The 14,759-nt window shown below is 38.3% G+C and carries 15 protein-coding genes; 8 read left to right on the top strand and 7 right to left on the bottom strand.

Annotation, left to right across the window (positions count from 1 at the left end; all coding sequences use genetic code 11):
* Nucleotides 1-282: 282 nt before the first annotated feature.
* From ACFINL_RS03330 to ACFINL_RS03300, 7 genes are all read right to left on the bottom strand, one after another.
* Nucleotides 283-840, bottom strand: a complete 558-nt coding sequence (locus tag ACFINL_RS03330) for a hypothetical protein (RefSeq protein WP_375627748.1) — start codon at nucleotides 838-840, stop codon at nucleotides 283-285.
* A 57-nt stretch (nucleotides 841-897) separates the two neighbouring features.
* Nucleotides 898-1,449 (bottom strand): hypothetical protein, encoded by a 552-nt coding sequence (locus ACFINL_RS03325; RefSeq protein WP_375650175.1) that lies wholly within the window; start codon nucleotides 1,447-1,449, stop codon nucleotides 898-900.
* Nucleotides 1,450-1,458: 9 nt separating this feature from the next.
* A complete protein-coding gene (locus ACFINL_RS03320) occupies nucleotides 1,459-1,977 on the bottom strand; it encodes a hypothetical protein (protein ID WP_375627750.1) in 519 nt (172 codons plus the stop codon).
* Nucleotides 1,978-3,025: 1,048 nt separating this feature from the next.
* Complete coding sequence (locus ACFINL_RS03315; protein ID WP_375650164.1) at nucleotides 3,026-3,304, bottom strand: hypothetical protein; 279 nt, start codon at nucleotides 3,302-3,304, stop codon at nucleotides 3,026-3,028.
* Nucleotides 3,305-3,561: 257 nt separating this feature from the next.
* Entirely contained in the window at nucleotides 3,562-4,116 is a 555-nt protein-coding gene (locus ACFINL_RS03310) for a hypothetical protein (RefSeq protein ID WP_375647103.1), read from the bottom strand.
* Between the two features lie 48 nt (nucleotides 4,117-4,164).
* Nucleotides 4,165-4,719 (bottom strand): hypothetical protein, encoded by a 555-nt coding sequence (locus ACFINL_RS03305; RefSeq protein ID WP_375650156.1) that lies wholly within the window; start codon nucleotides 4,717-4,719, stop codon nucleotides 4,165-4,167.
* Between the two features lie 8 nt (nucleotides 4,720-4,727).
* Nucleotides 4,728-5,249, bottom strand: coding sequence for a hypothetical protein (locus ACFINL_RS03300; protein WP_375621575.1), 522 nt, complete (start codon nucleotides 5,247-5,249; stop codon nucleotides 4,728-4,730).
* Between the two features lie 1,832 nt (nucleotides 5,250-7,081).
* On the opposite strand from ACFINL_RS03300, the gene ACFINL_RS03295 reads away from it, so the two are divergent.
* From ACFINL_RS03295 to ACFINL_RS03260, 8 genes are all read left to right on the top strand, one after another.
* A complete protein-coding gene (locus tag ACFINL_RS03295; protein ID WP_375650150.1) occupies nucleotides 7,082-7,648 on the top strand; it encodes a hypothetical protein in 567 nt (188 codons plus the stop codon).
* Nucleotides 7,649-9,148: 1,500 nt separating this feature from the next.
* Entirely contained in the window at nucleotides 9,149-10,093 is a 945-nt protein-coding gene (locus ACFINL_RS03290) for a YopJ/AvrA family T3SS effector serine/threonine acetyltransferase (protein ID WP_375650143.1), read from the top strand.
* A 326-nt stretch (nucleotides 10,094-10,419) separates the two neighbouring features.
* Entirely contained in the window at nucleotides 10,420-11,364 is a 945-nt protein-coding gene (locus ACFINL_RS03285; protein ID WP_375650136.1) for a YopJ/AvrA family T3SS effector serine/threonine acetyltransferase, read from the top strand.
* Between the two features lie 325 nt (nucleotides 11,365-11,689).
* A complete protein-coding gene (locus ACFINL_RS03280; RefSeq protein WP_375611605.1) occupies nucleotides 11,690-12,616 on the top strand; it encodes a YopJ/AvrA family T3SS effector serine/threonine acetyltransferase in 927 nt (308 codons plus the stop codon).
* Nucleotides 12,617-13,309: 693 nt separating this feature from the next.
* Entirely contained in the window at nucleotides 13,310-13,972 is a 663-nt protein-coding gene (locus tag ACFINL_RS03275) for a lysozyme (protein WP_375611604.1), read from the top strand.
* The gene (locus ACFINL_RS03270) at nucleotides 13,969-14,205 is read left to right on the top strand and encodes a hypothetical protein (RefSeq protein ID WP_273790902.1); all 237 of its coding nucleotides are present in this window, start codon (nucleotides 13,969-13,971) and stop codon (nucleotides 14,203-14,205) included. The genes ACFINL_RS03275 and ACFINL_RS03270 overlap by 4 nt, the downstream gene beginning before the upstream one ends.
* Nucleotides 14,129-14,341 (top strand): hypothetical protein, encoded by a 213-nt coding sequence (locus tag ACFINL_RS03265; protein ID WP_375627760.1) that lies wholly within the window; start codon nucleotides 14,129-14,131, stop codon nucleotides 14,339-14,341. The genes ACFINL_RS03270 and ACFINL_RS03265 overlap by 77 nt, the downstream gene beginning before the upstream one ends.
* Entirely contained in the window at nucleotides 14,334-14,546 is a 213-nt protein-coding gene (locus ACFINL_RS03260) for a hypothetical protein (RefSeq protein WP_375610233.1), read from the top strand. Before ACFINL_RS03265 ends, ACFINL_RS03260 begins: the two co-directional genes overlap by 8 nt.
* Nucleotides 14,547-14,759 lie beyond the last annotated feature (213 nt).

The raw sequence follows: 14,759 nt of genomic DNA, 5'->3' as shown, positions 1-14,759 counted from the left end.
TGGAGCAGTCGCCATGACCGTAGAAAGATAGAATATTTTTTTATAGTCTTGCCAAACAAGAGAAAGCTGCTTTTTATCAAACATTCTGCTGCTTTTTATTTTTGGGAGATCTGTTTTAAGGCAATATCGCGTTCATTCAACACGCATTTCAGTTCCTTTTTCACGCGACAATAAAGCCTCGCACGCTTGATAAACAGGTAATAAATGACAACGATTGGCGCCCATATTAAAACACCTAAGAGCGTAAAGAACAGGAAAGAAATGGCTATTAATGTTATAAGACTACTCGTCATTTTGTCCCCCTTCCACATTCTGCATACGCATTGCCTGATCGCGTTGTTGTATCGCTTCTTCCAATTGTTGAAGTATTTTGTTCAATTTTCTCGTTAATTTTATACACATGATCCCAATGATCGGAAAAAAGAGAAGAACCCCTAACCATATAAGGCTCAACAGCTGCATGATAAAGGCAACATTATCATTTTTCCACCATACAAAATTTGCGATAGAGAAAGCAGATTGCAAAACAGAAAAGAGAATAAGGATAAAAAAGATTATTTTACATTCTTTTGAATAAAAAGGCAGAGATTCTTTGAAGTTAAGAAAGCGCATTTTCGCATCAAGGGTCTTATGGGCGAGATTGTGTCTTTTCATTTCTCCCCGATCATTGCGCAATTGTTGTATGGCTTGCTTTTGTTGCGTCGTACTCTTTTTCAAGCCTTGAGCGAGTTTAAAAGATAACCTGATATATTTGATCAACAGGTAAGGAAACCTGACCATAACCATAACCATTAAAATGGCAATGATAATGAACCCTAAAAAAACCAAATGCTGCATCATAATGCTCCCTTTTTTTCCCTATCGCATTGATGTGAAATCATCATTTTTATTTTCTTCTCAAGCAAATGTTTCTAATTCCTTTACTGTTTCTTGCACGCCATACTGAAGAAAACTATGGAGAATTAAAATGACAGGTAAAGAAACAACAATACATGTCCAGACCCAAAACAGCAGTCGCATGACAAAATCAATAATGTGAAGCACTATCATAGGCACGTAATTGTGCAAAAAAACCGCAGATTTTGGAAGAAAAGCTGAAAAAACGACAACACCTGTGCTAAGTGCAACCATAACGAAGGCGATAGAAAAGATCATAAAATAATCTTTTTTTGAGAGAAGCAAAGATTCTTGAAAAGAAAAGGCACGCAACTGTGTTGTAAGAACTGTCCTCTGTCCTCTACCCTCTGCCTGATTATGCCTCAAATTCTGCGCTGCACCCTTTTTTAATTTTCGCTGCGTCACCAATAACAAGATTGTCCGTTTTATCAACGAATAATAAAGTGCAACGATTGTCACCACGGTAGAAAGGAATACCATAAAAATTGCAGAACAAATAAAAATTGTCGTCCCTACGGCAGTCAACATTCCAATGATTAAAGAAGCGGTCACTTTCCCCCCCTATTGTCTTCTGTTAAGAGATTGGTTGTCTAGCTGTTGCTGCTCTGGCAAGGTTTCCCATTGTAGCATCATTTCCTTCACATCCCGTTTAAATACGGCGTTAAAGACAAAAAAGAGCGGACAAAAACCAAAAAGAACGCCAAAAATCATTTGCGGTAAGAGACATAAAAAAGCCCAAACACTATTCCACCCCGCATCAAGAACATGCTGAATTATAGGATTTTGGAAAGGGTGTTTAAGACTTTCCTGAAGTCTTTCCTGAAGACTTTCTTGTTTCATTTGTCCCAGTGCTTGGAACTGTTCCTTGGATATAACGTGAAAAAATTCCAAAGGGGTCATATAGGCAGACGCGGAAAAAAGCACCAACAAGAGGATAGCCAAACAACAAATGATGATATAATCGCCTGTTGAAAGCATCATCCATTTTTTGAAAGTTGCCGATTGATCCAACACTGGCTGCGATACAAAAGCCTTATCTCCCTTATGGGCAGATTGGTGTTGTGATTTATCTTCGATCATACGGATACTCCCCCACTTCTAAAATTCCCACTCTTCAATATTTGATAGCACGCCACCAGCGCGGTAAATTCGCTTAGCACCCTTCTCAGAGTAATGCAAGTACTATAAATCCCCTCTACGTATTTTGTTTATTTGCCCTATACGCGCTTATACATGAAGCACTATACGTGAGGTGCTTACAAGCCACCCCCCTCCTTTTCCCAAGGTGGTGCCCCCATCTTGAAAGCCAAGCACGCGGCCAAGATCAACCTCAGTCCCAAATCAACCTCATTCATTGCCTCATCGAAAACTTCCTCAAGTACACGACACGCCCTACGCTTACCTCTTCCTCAAGAAATTTCAATCCCTTTGCCTTAAAATCCACCCCTTTGCCTCAATGCCTCGTTGTCAATCTGGCCCCCCAAAATGATAAAGCCCTAAAATGATAAGGATTAATCATTTGGCAAGCCGCCGCATGGATACCAGCGTCTCTCACAATTCCATAACCAAATTGCACAAAACCTTTTTCATCCAGAGAGAGAAACTGTCCTTCACGGTCTCGTAAATAAATAGATGTCCCTCTTTTCTTTCAATTTCCCCCTCTACCCCAGGCTCTTTAAAAGCACTGTTACACTTTCTATGGAGCAAAACGTGTGCTTTTGGCGCGTCTTCTCTATGCGTCTTACCTCTCCACCTGCAAGAAAATGGGCTCTTCTTCCCCAAACACCAGAATATCTTTTGCTTTAAGTATAGATTTTTCGCTCTCAATATCGCTTGGTAAAACACATTTTTATGCTTGATAAAAAGAAAATAAGTTACAAGATTTTCTCTCTTTAAGAGAACAGAAACAGCAAGTGAAACCCAAGAGCAGCCCCTCTTCACTTTCCCCTCAGCACTCAAGCAAGGATCCTACTCAAGCAAAAGCCCCACTCAAACAAAAGCCTCAACTCAAGCAAGAGCCTCAATTTTTCTCAAAACACGACACAAATATAAAAAAGCATAAAACGAGAAGTGCACCCCATGCTCCTTAATGAACAAGTCAAAAGCAAGGCTCAACGAAAGCCTCTCTTCACTTTTTCCCCTCGCTCATTTTCCCCTCGCTCACTTTCCCCTCGCTCACATCGTATAATATGACGGGAGCTCCTTTCTGCTCAACCTCTTCTTCTAATTGCCGTATCATTTTGTTCAACTGACGGGTCACGATAAAACGCATAATAAAAACAATCGGTAAGAATAAAAAAGTACAGGCAAGCAGCCATGCCAGTGGCTCGAATACGACAAGAGAAACAAAGTCCTGCCCTCTCCATATCTTAACGACAACAGTTATAACTATTGGAGCAGTCGCCATGACCGTAGAAAGATAGAATATTTTTTTATAGTCTTGCCAAACAAGAGAAAGCTGCTTTTTATTTTTGAGAGATCTGTTTTAAGGCGATATCGCGTTCATTCAGCACGCATTTCAGTTCCTTTTTCACGCGGCAATACAACCGCGCACGCTTGATAAACAGGTAATAAATGACAACGATTGGCACCCACAATAAAACATTTAAGACCATAAAGAACAGGAAAGAAAAGGCCATTAATGTTATAAGACTACTCGTCATTTTATCCTCCACGCCCATTCTTCATACGAATTGCCTGATCGCGTTGTTGTATTGCTTCTTTCAATTGTTGAAGTTTTTTGTTCAATTTTCTCGTTAATTTTATACACATGATCCCAATGATCGGAAAAAAGAGAAGAAGCCCAAACCATAGAATGCTCAACAGCTGCATGATAACGCCGACCATATCGCTCTTCCACCATACCAAATTTGCGACAAAGAAAGCAGATTGCAAAACAGTAAAGAAGATAAAGATAAAAAAGATTATTTTACATTCTTTTGAAGAAAGAGGCAGAAATTCTTTGAAGTTAAGAAAGCGCATTGTCGCATCAAGGGTCTTATGGGCGAGATTGTGTCTTTTCATTTCTCCCAGATCATTGCACAATTGTTGTATGGCTTGCTTTTTTTGCGTTGTACTCTTTTTCAAGTCTTGAGAGAGTTTAAAAGATAACCTGATATGTTTGATCAACCGGTAAGGAAGCCGGATCATAACCATAAACATTACAATGGCAATGATGGTGAACCCTAAAAAAGCCAAAAATTTTATAACAATAGTCACGTGTTTCCCCTATCGCATTGATGTGAAATCATCATTTTTATTCTCTTCTCAAGCAACCATTTCTAATTTCTTTATTGTTTTTTCCACGCCATAATGAAGGAGACTATGGAAGATTAAAATGACAGGTAAAGCGACAACAATACACGCACAAAACCAAAACAGCAGCTGCATGCCAAAAACGCCAACCTTAAACAATAGAGGCATATAATTGTGTAAAAAAATCACAGATTTTGGAAAAAAAGCAAAAAAAGCGAGCAAAACTGCGAAAACCACAATCACAATGAAAGCTAGAAAAAAGATGATATAATAATCTTTTCTTGAAAGTTCCAAAGATTCTTGAAAAGAAAGGGGGCTGAACTTTATTGCACAAACTGTATTTTGTCCTATGCTGACTTTCTGATTATGCCCCAAATTCTGTAATGCACCCTTTTTTAATTTCCGCCGCATCCCACACAACAATATTGTCCGTTTTATCAAAGAATAATAAAGTACCAAGATTGTCATCAGAGTAGAAAAAAGTATCATGATCTCCCCGAGAAACATGACAGTACTCCACCATACTGTAGTCAAAATTACAAAAGTACTTATAAAAGAAGCAGCCACTTATTTTCCTATTGTGTTCTGTTGAGAAATTGGTTGTCTAGCTGTTGCTGCTCTGGCAATGTATCCCACAGCTTCATCATTTCCTTCACCTCCCGTTTAGAGATAGCGTTAAAGACAAAAAAGAGTGGAAAGAACACCACAAGAACACCAAAAATCATTTGCGGCAAGAGACATAAAAAAGCCCAAACACTATTCCATCCCGCGTCACGCAAAAACACGATTGCAGGATTATTTTCAAAAGGCTGTTTCAAGATCTCCTTAATCATTTTTCGAAGATCTCCTTGTTCCATTTGTCCCAGTGCTTGAAACTGTTCTTTGGATATAACGTGAAAAAACTCCAAAGGATTCATATAGACAGTCGCGGCAAAAAGCACCAACAAGAGGATAGCCAAACACAAAATGATGACGTAATCTTTTCTTGAGAGAGCCGTCCATTTTTTGAAAACCGCACACTGATTTAACACGGGCTGTGACGCAAAAGCCGTATTTCCCTTATGGGCAGATTGGTGTTGTGATTTATCTTCGATCATACGGATATTTTCTCACTTCTAACATGCCCACTCACTCTTTGAGAACATGCAACCAGCAAAACCGGTTTATCTAGCACTCTTTTCACCATGAAACACGCGCTATAAGCCCCTTTAAGTCTATTTTTAAAATTTCTCATACGTGACAACATACAATCCCTAAACCTTACAAGCACAAATGCCATTGTATCCTCTTATCTATTACCCACACTTCAAAAGACAATGTTTCACAAAACTCAACAAGCAAAAATATTCAATCTAAGAAATATCTGATGTGTAAAGTTTACAAACAATACACTGATTTATAACAATTTATTGTTTTTCATATTAAATGAGAACCCTAAATACCGTAGGATTGTCTTATTCCAAACCTATTCCATATTAAATCAACCCAAACCATGTCTCTTGTGCGTTACAAGCAGAAAGAGCCATATAGAGTAAAACATTAAGAAAGGATGATAAATGCCTCTAAGGAAGCGCCTCAAATGCCAAGAGCTGTCCGCAACAATGAGAGCTGGCAAAATGTGTGATGCTATAGACTTTCTTCTTCACAAGCGTAAAAATGGAAGTGTGCAATAGATTTTATATTATTCAAACTTTATATGGATTTCATTGGGGACTTTATCGTTATACCCTTCATGAGCACCCTTGCAAAATGGGCAAAAGAGAGCCCTAAGACATGGCTCTTTAAAAAGCAACACAACACAAAACAAAGTCAAACAAGCAATCGATTATCCAGTATAAAAAACGTGCGACAAACAACCTTAATCCTCATTTGAAAGCTTCTTAATCAAAAAGGCTTCATTTTAAAAATTCTTCATTAAAGATGAAATATCTCACAGCCCCTACATTTGTATAGCCCCTACATTCATCAAGGCATCTCTTATAAAAGCATCTTTTTATAAAGGCATTTTCTTCTTATAAAAACAGCCTCTTTCGATAATGCATTCCGTCCTTTAAACGACATCCCCTCGTCTTATGATGAGATCCATTAAAACGGAAAACTTATACTCTATAAAGGATACTTACAAAGGATACACCAAACAAAATAGCGAGATCATTCACAGTTTATTTTAAGCCGATAAACGATATTTTATTTGAAAATATAGGGCATCTTATGCTATTATAATAGAATGCGGAGGTTTGCTTTTTGCCGCTCTCTGCCACTCAACAGAAGACAATATATCTCCTATAAAGGATAAAAGTATGCTTAACAGCGTGATGTATATCAAATATCTTGGGAAAGCGCCCAACAACAAAAAAATAAGAGAACCCAAATAAAAAGCTTCCAACTTAAGAAAACAATGACCTTTCAAAAGTGGAATTGAAAAATTTCCACAAAGCGCTCGTGAAAAAAGAGACAAATAATCCCATTAGAAAAAACTTCCTATTAGAAAGACGATGACATGCCCTTGAAATCCATTGTTATTTTTTCATTCACATTTGACAAAAATTTTCCTTCAATCTCTCAAGAACAGTTAAGAAATATTTAGAAAGCAAATAATCCGCTAGCAATAAAAAAATAAGCATGACAGGGGCGGAAGATAAGACTGATAGGGATAAGATAAAAAAGGTAAGAAACCACCTTAAAGATGATTTTTTCGCCCCACACCGTTGCTTTTCTTTGCATTTAAAACGCCTTTAGTATCGTTTGTTTTTTGATCTGCAACGGCTGATATTTCCCGGTATTTGCTCACTCCCCCCCAGTATTTTCCCCCTTTTAAGTATTTTCCCCCTCTTAAGTATTTGCTCCCCCCAATATTTGCGCCAAGTGCTTTTTACATCACTGTCCCCCATCAACAGACAGTTTCTTTTTCATTCAAATGGTTAAGTTCATGAAAATACGTAAAAAACGCGGTAGATCGAAAATAACAGGAAAGCGAGAGCCCAATAGCTGTATTTCACGTGCCCAAAATTCCAGCGAATCTGCGCTTCAATCTGCGATTGAAATGCGTGCAAAACACTTTGGTTTAAGCTTCGAAGAAGCGAAAAATCCGCTTGTCGGAACCTATATTGGGCGTCTTTGTTTGCTTGGCTATAAAGAGGCTTCATCAGGCATCAGTAAAGAGCAATATGACACGGCGCAACAATACTTGCAAATTAGAAACGACTATTTATGTGCAAAAGGTTTACCAAACGGTTATTATGATGGTTTTACGCACAGCGCATCAGATGAGAAAGCAAAAAAGCAATGGATCCAAAGAGCAACGGAACACTATGAAGCTATGCAAGAAGCGATTAAAGAAGCACAATATCTACATCGTCAACACAACTTTCATGCGGCATTACACTATCTTGTTATAGAAGATCAACCGCTGCCTAATCTTGTTGGCTCGTTGCGTATTATTCTTGATGCCCTTTATAAACATTTTGACAGTTCTACCCAAAAGAGCCTTGGCTAAAACACCCATCATTTCCTCCCCCTCACAGGATAAAGATTCTCCCCCTTCTTTTATAACATGCCTCTTTATAACCAGCGCCTTTATAAAGTCCCCCTTTGGCAAGTGACACTTGAGATCCACTGAGCATGCCCTTTCATAAAATTTCATGGGATTGACAAGCTTAAAGCGCACAACAAACAAGCTTAAAAATATCCACCACGCCCTTTAAAAAATACTTCAACTGTCAAAGAGACTTAACCTTATACCTACCAGTGCCTCACTTAATCCATGCCTCAAAGGACAATATTTCACGGCATATTCACGGCATGGAACGGCATATTCACGGCATGGACAGGATAAATATTGCCCCCTCTTTAAAAAACAGCAACATTCTTCCCTCTACCCCCATTGTAACAAACCACCCTCATCATACAATTCACCCAATATCGCAACATCCTTAGCTCTTCAGACAATTCATTATCGTCATTTTACGTCTTTTCTTGTACAATTCTATATGGCTCTTCTGATCTTATGACGGACAAAAACTATGGCTTTTATTTCAGCATAATCTGGTTTTCTCATTCAAGATAAATAATGATAAAATATCCACTATAAATCAATAGCTTATCATTAAAACAACCCGTTGATTTTTGACACAATTAAAAGCATCATCCCTTAAACGAAAGAAAAAGCCCCTACCAACAATCTCCTCCCTCATCAACAACTGCACCGATAACCCTCCACACCTATCACACCACCACTAATACGACAGCCAGCACAGCCCCAATCACCCCCACAAATCGCCAACACCTAAAGCTTTGCCCCGCAACACCTTCCAACCACCGCCTTCCTAATTCCATCAATAAAATACCACGGATTTCAAAACCACAATTCTCCCTTCATCTTGTCCCCGCCTTTCTCAAAGGAGAAAATGTTTTTTGCCACATCAAAAACTTTTCCATTAAAACAATATATTTTGCTGCATAGCCAATGAATGAGCTTTTTTCTGTAGATTTTTTCCCGCGATAAAGGAGGAAAAATAATCGTTTTGCGGTTGACAGAATATGAAAAATCGTATTTAATGGTAGATGCGGTAAGGGGTTTTCTGCGTCCAGATTTCATCATAAAATTTTCGCATTATCATAGACTGTTATAAAACAGTGTGTTTCGCGACAATGTTTAAAACTTTACGGTTTGAAGGTATCTTTCGTCCTTTTCTGACTGTTTTCTTTTGCATTACACAATTTGCATCACCAACAGCCCCATAATTTTGAGATTTTCAAAACAAGTGGTATTCAATAAGGGCTCTCAATAGAACGCCCTAATAATCCCCCCATAAAATACCAATATCATACATCACAGCAATGATGAGCAATACACGCATAAAAATATGAAAACGGCATTATTATGCTCTCATCGCCTCACCTTTCAAGATGCAAAGGCTTGTTTTTCAAAACATTGTTTAGCCAGAATTGAAGAAGATAATATCACTTATCGATCATCAACATAGAGGCTAAGATTATGAAGCCACAAGATTCTCCCCCACCACATTCCTCACAAACCCCAGAAGGTGCAAGTGCACCTGAAGGGACGCATGCAAATGCATCATTAGACACTCTTACTGCACATTTAGAACGGCTTAACATTGAAAAAATAAAAAACACCCCTTTTAATCGTGCGGAATTAAAAGATATTATTGCCGGTTTAGAAAAGCATAATGCCGATGGCAGTTGGATCAAAAATTATTATGATATTCTAGATCTGTACATGATGCCAGCCTTGGTCGATCAAGCAAATCGTAAATATCCAGAGATGAATCTCAAACTTACAAGCCCCCCTGACGGCTTTGCCCTTGCTCTCAAAGAAACGCTCGAAAAGGGCATAAAATCTTCTAGGCTGATCGTTAACGCACAAGATAGGGGAATTCATTTTGCGGTTGTCGATCATCAAACCATTGATAATAAAACATCTTTGATCTTTTTTGAACCGACCTTACTGCGTGACACGCTTCCCGCATTACTTGCATTAAGAACGCGACAATCCATTGAACATCACCAATTTCCGAATATTCATTTTGCCATGGTAGAAATGGATATTCAACGAAGCTCCTCTGAATGTGGGATGTTCAGCTTAAGCCTTGCCAAAAAGCTTTATCTCGAAGCTCAAAAATTAGAAAGACTACACAAAGATAATATTAAGGGTGTGTTATGTGAACCAGACACGCCTTTACCTGCTGAAAAATTAGATCCATATCTTCCAGCTCGTTTATACAAACACGTGCAAGGAAGAAGACGTCTTGGGGAATATCTAAAAGCCAATCCAGAAGCAGCACAGGAGAAAGTAAACAAAAAAGGCGAAACCCTAAACGAGAGGTTTGAGAGAAGCTTGGTAGCAACAGAGGGAAAAACTGTTTCCGTTTCACAACACAGAAAAAGAGCCACAGAATACAAATCTCTAATGATGTAATAAGCGTTTTGGCCATAGCCATATTCCACATCCACAAAGAATGAAGCTCTGCGGCTTTACGGTAAGGCATAAATTGCTGTTAGCAAATCTTCTTTTGAGGTAAAGATGCAAACAGTAAGCAACGTGACCTCTTAAAAGACAAAAAGATACCTTACCTTTGACTCTGAAAAGCGGGGGATTTTGTCTTTCGTAACAAAAATTTTTTAAAATAAAGATGATTTCATCTCTTTGTTTTTTTTAGATAAAAATCTTTCCTGCAAACATTGTTTAGCCAGAATTGAAGAAGATAATATCACCTATCGATTATCAATATGGAGGCTAATAGTATGAAGCCACAAGATTCTTCCCTCCCTCATTCCTCACAAACACCAGAAGGAGCAAGTGCACCTGAAGGGGCACATGCAAATGTATCATTAGACAATATTACTGCACATTTAGAACAACCCAGTAGCGAAAAAGGAAGAAATATCCCATTCAATCGTGCGGAATTAAAAGATATTGTTGCCCGTTTAGAAGATGACATCTTAATGGGTCGTTGGTTTACAGCTGATTATGCAAGTACAGATCTTAAACTGATGCCAGCCTTGGTAGAACAAGCAAATCTTAAATATCCTGAAATGCGTCTTCAATTGGTAGCATCATCTCACGACTTTGCCCTTGCACTAAAAGAAACACTCGAAAAAGGCATAAAATCTTCTAGATTTATCATTCACACAAAGGACAGGGGAATCCATTTTTCAGTGATTGATCATCAAACCATCGATGACAAAACCTCCGTGATATTTTTTGAACCTACAACACTCAACAATATGAAACCAGCAGTGCTGGCATTAAGAACACAATTGGCTCTTAAAGCGCATGAGTTGCCCAATTGTTCTTTTGCCATGGTAGAAATGGATATTCAGCGAAGCTCTTCTGAATGTGGAATGTTCAGCTTAGCGCTCGCTAAAAAGCTTCATACCGAATCTCAAAAATTAGAAAGACTGCATAAGGATAATGTTAAGGGTGTATTATGTGAACCAGATACACCTCTATCTCCTGAAAAGTTAGATACATATCTTCCAACCTCTTTTTACAAACACGTGCAAGGCAGAAGACGTCTTGGGGAATATCTAAAAGCCAATCCAGAAGCAGCACAGGAGAAAGTAAACAAAAAAGGCGAAACCCTAAACGAGAGGTTTGAGAGAAGCTTGGTAGCAACAGAGGGAAAAACTGTTTCCGTTTCACAACACAGAAAAAGAGCCACAGAATACAAATCTCTAATGATGTAATAAGCGTTTTGGCCATAGCCATATTCCACATCCACAAAGAATGAAGCTCTGCGGCTTTACGGTAAGGCATAAATTGCTGTTAGCAAATCTTCTTTTGAGGTAAAGATGCAAACAGTAAGCAACGTGACCTCTTAAAAGACAAAAAGATACCTTACCTTTGACTCTGAAAAGCGGGGGATTTTGTCTTTCGTAACAAAAATTTTTTAAAATAAAGATGATTTCATCTCTTTGTTTTTTTTAGATAAAAATCTTTCCTGCAAACATTGTTTAGCCAGAATTGAAGAAATAATATCATTTATCGATCATCAATATAGAGGCTAAGCTTATGAAGCCACAAGATTCTTCCCTCCCTCATTCCTCACAAACACCAGAAGGAGCAGGTGCAAATGAATCTTTAGAAGACCTTATTGCACGTTTGATGCAAAGTTCCATCCAAACAGAAGAAGAACATGTTGCACCGAGTTCTGACGAATTAAAAGATATTATTACAGGCTTAGAAGATGATCTTGTCACCGGCCGTTGGATTAACGCTTATTATGAAAACACAGATATTAGATTGATGCCGGCTCTCGTAGAAAAAGCAAACAGCAAATATCCAGAAATGAATCTCAAATTGGCTCTTACAGCAGAAGAGTTTTCGCACGCCCTAAAAGAAGTCGTTGAGAGCGACGCAAAATCTGCCCGATTTATAGTAAATTCGGGAAGCAAAATCCACTTTGCCGTCCTTGATTATCAAAAAGTTGATGACAAAATCTCTTTGATTATGCTTGAACCTACAACATTTCAGAATATCACAGCTTGCAAACTAGGGATAAAAATAAATCAAACCCTTCAATGTCTTCAACTGCCTCCTTATTCTTTTACCACGGCAGAAATGGATATTCAGCGAAGCTCTTCTGAATGTGGGATGTTCAGCTTAAGCCTTGCCAAAAAGCTTCATCTTGAATCTGATAAATTAGCAAGATTGCACAAAGATAATGTTAAGGGTGTATTATGTGAACCCAACTCATCTTTATCTGCTGAAAAGTTAGATTCCTATCTTCCAACCACTTTTTATAAACATGCGCAAGGAAGAAGACGTCTAGAACAATATTTAAAAGTCCATCCGGAAGCTGAACATGAAACAGTCAACAAAAAAGGCGAAACCCTGAGAGAGAGATTTGAAAAAAACTTAAAAACAACAGAGGGAAAAACTGTTTCTATTTCCTCTCACCAAAAAAGGATTACTGAATACAAATCTTTAACGATGTAATTGAGGCTTTTCCATATTCCTATTCATCAAAGAACGAAGAGATGCTGCTTTACGGCTAAGATTTCTCTAAGAAAACCAGCTTTTGCGTTCATAAAACAAAAATAGCCAACAACTTTCCTCTTAAAGAAAAAGCACCATTGTCCTATAAAAACCAGCCCCTCTTAAAATTGTATCAAAATTCCACAGCTCTTGTTAACCCAAAGCTCTGTGTAACAATGAGACTCTTTGGATAAGCAAAACGTTTGATACATAAAATATTTAATGCTTTCGTCTTCAGTAAAAGCATATGTCTTTTTTTTCTGAGAGTATCCACTTCGTATCTCAAACACCCCCACATCAATGCCATACGACCAAACAACCGCAATAGACCAACACTTATCGTGCATCAACCCAACAGCTTCCCGCACCCCAAGAAGGCTCCATCAAAAACACCAGGAAAAGCTCTTAAAATCTACAACCTCTCTTAACGGAAAACACCAGCCCAACTATTACTCCTCTTGCCCAGCCATTATTCCACTTACCCAACTATTATCCCTTTTGACCAACCATTCCCCCATTCCCTAAGATGTCATAACCAACCTTTTGATTTCATAAAAGTTTCACATCTCTTCTGTTTTTGAAGCGTGAAAAATTCATTTTTAATCTGTCAACCAGCCTCACGTTAACGTGAGGCTTTATTTTATGGAGAAGCAAATGAGAAAAATATCATCAGCAGGGCTTGCGCTCATTAAACAATGGGAAGGATTGCGTTTACAAGCCTATAAAGATGCCATCGGGGTGTGGACAATTGGCTATGGTCATACCAGCGCGGCTGGCAAACCGTTCGTTCACAAGGGCATGATCATTACTGAAAAACAAGCAGAAGAAGTTCTTTCTCAAGATTTAAGACAATTTGAAAATACCGTTGAAAAACATGTGACGGTTTCTTTAACGGATGAACAATTCGCCGCGCTCGTATCGTTTTGCTATAATATAGGAACATCGGCTTTTTGTAATTCGACCCTGCTCAAAAAACTCAATAATGGCGAATATGAAGCCGTCCCTGCTGAGTTACAAAAGTGGACTAAAGCAGGAGGAAAACGTCTTCACGGTTTAGTGCACCGTCGTGCAGCAGAATCGGGATTATGGGCAAAAGGGGCTTATGTTTCTCCCAACTACCAAACTGTAGAAACGCAAGCTCCAATGGGATTTTTCAAAGCAGAAGCGCTTACACCGATTATTGGTTCTTTTTCTGGACTTGGGGGCTTATTGGCAGGCAATGGTCCCATCCAATGGGCATTAGCAACCATTATGGTTTTAGCCGCCTGCGTTGGCATTTTCTTTGTGGCAAAACGGTTTCGGGAGCAGCGCTTATGATGTGGTGGTTGAAAAAAAATCTGATGATAACAGGAGCGGCTCTGACCGCTTTTTTTATCGCTTTAGCAAAAGCTTTCACTCTTGGAAAGAAGGTTGAACAACAAAAGCAAATAGAAAAAACGCTAAAGTCATCAACAACACGGCTAGAGGTGGAAAATGAAATTAATCAAAAAAGTGATGCTGATGTACGCGCTGCTCTTACTCACTGGTTGCGCGATAAAAACAATCAATGAGCCTTTTTCTTGCGTTGGTTGGATGCCCATTTATTTAGACAACAAAGATCTCAATATCATCAGTTCAAATCTCGCAAGAGATATTTTAAAGCATAACAAACAAGGGGAACACATGTGTGGGTGGAAACATGGCTAGAAAAAAAACGGAAAAACAAACAGAGCTTACAGAAAAGGAAAAAGAAGTCCTACAAGAAATCATCACAACGTATAAAAGTGTAAAAATGATGTCACGCTATACGAAATGGATTATATTCATCATTTTCTTATTAGCACTTGATTTTTCACGGATCGTAGATGTGCTGGGAAGTATTTTTACACAAAAATCGAATATTCAGCTCTAAAATAAATAAAAAACGTGAGACGTGTTAAATCTTTTAAATATAAAAAGCCATTCGTTATTTTTTGAAAACATGGAGATTTTATTGATGATTTTTCATGTCTCACGAGAAATTTTTATACACTCTTCACAAACACTTTCATGAAATGAATTTAGGGGTATGAAGAGAGATTTTTAACCAACGCGTAAGTCAGCAACTTTGGTAACATAAGAAAAG

It is taken from the genome of Bartonella sp. AA78NXGY (assembly GCF_042197005.1).
Classification (GTDB): Bacteria; Pseudomonadota; Alphaproteobacteria; order Rhizobiales; family Rhizobiaceae; genus Bartonella.
This window is presented reverse-complemented; position numbering and strand designations above follow the sequence as displayed.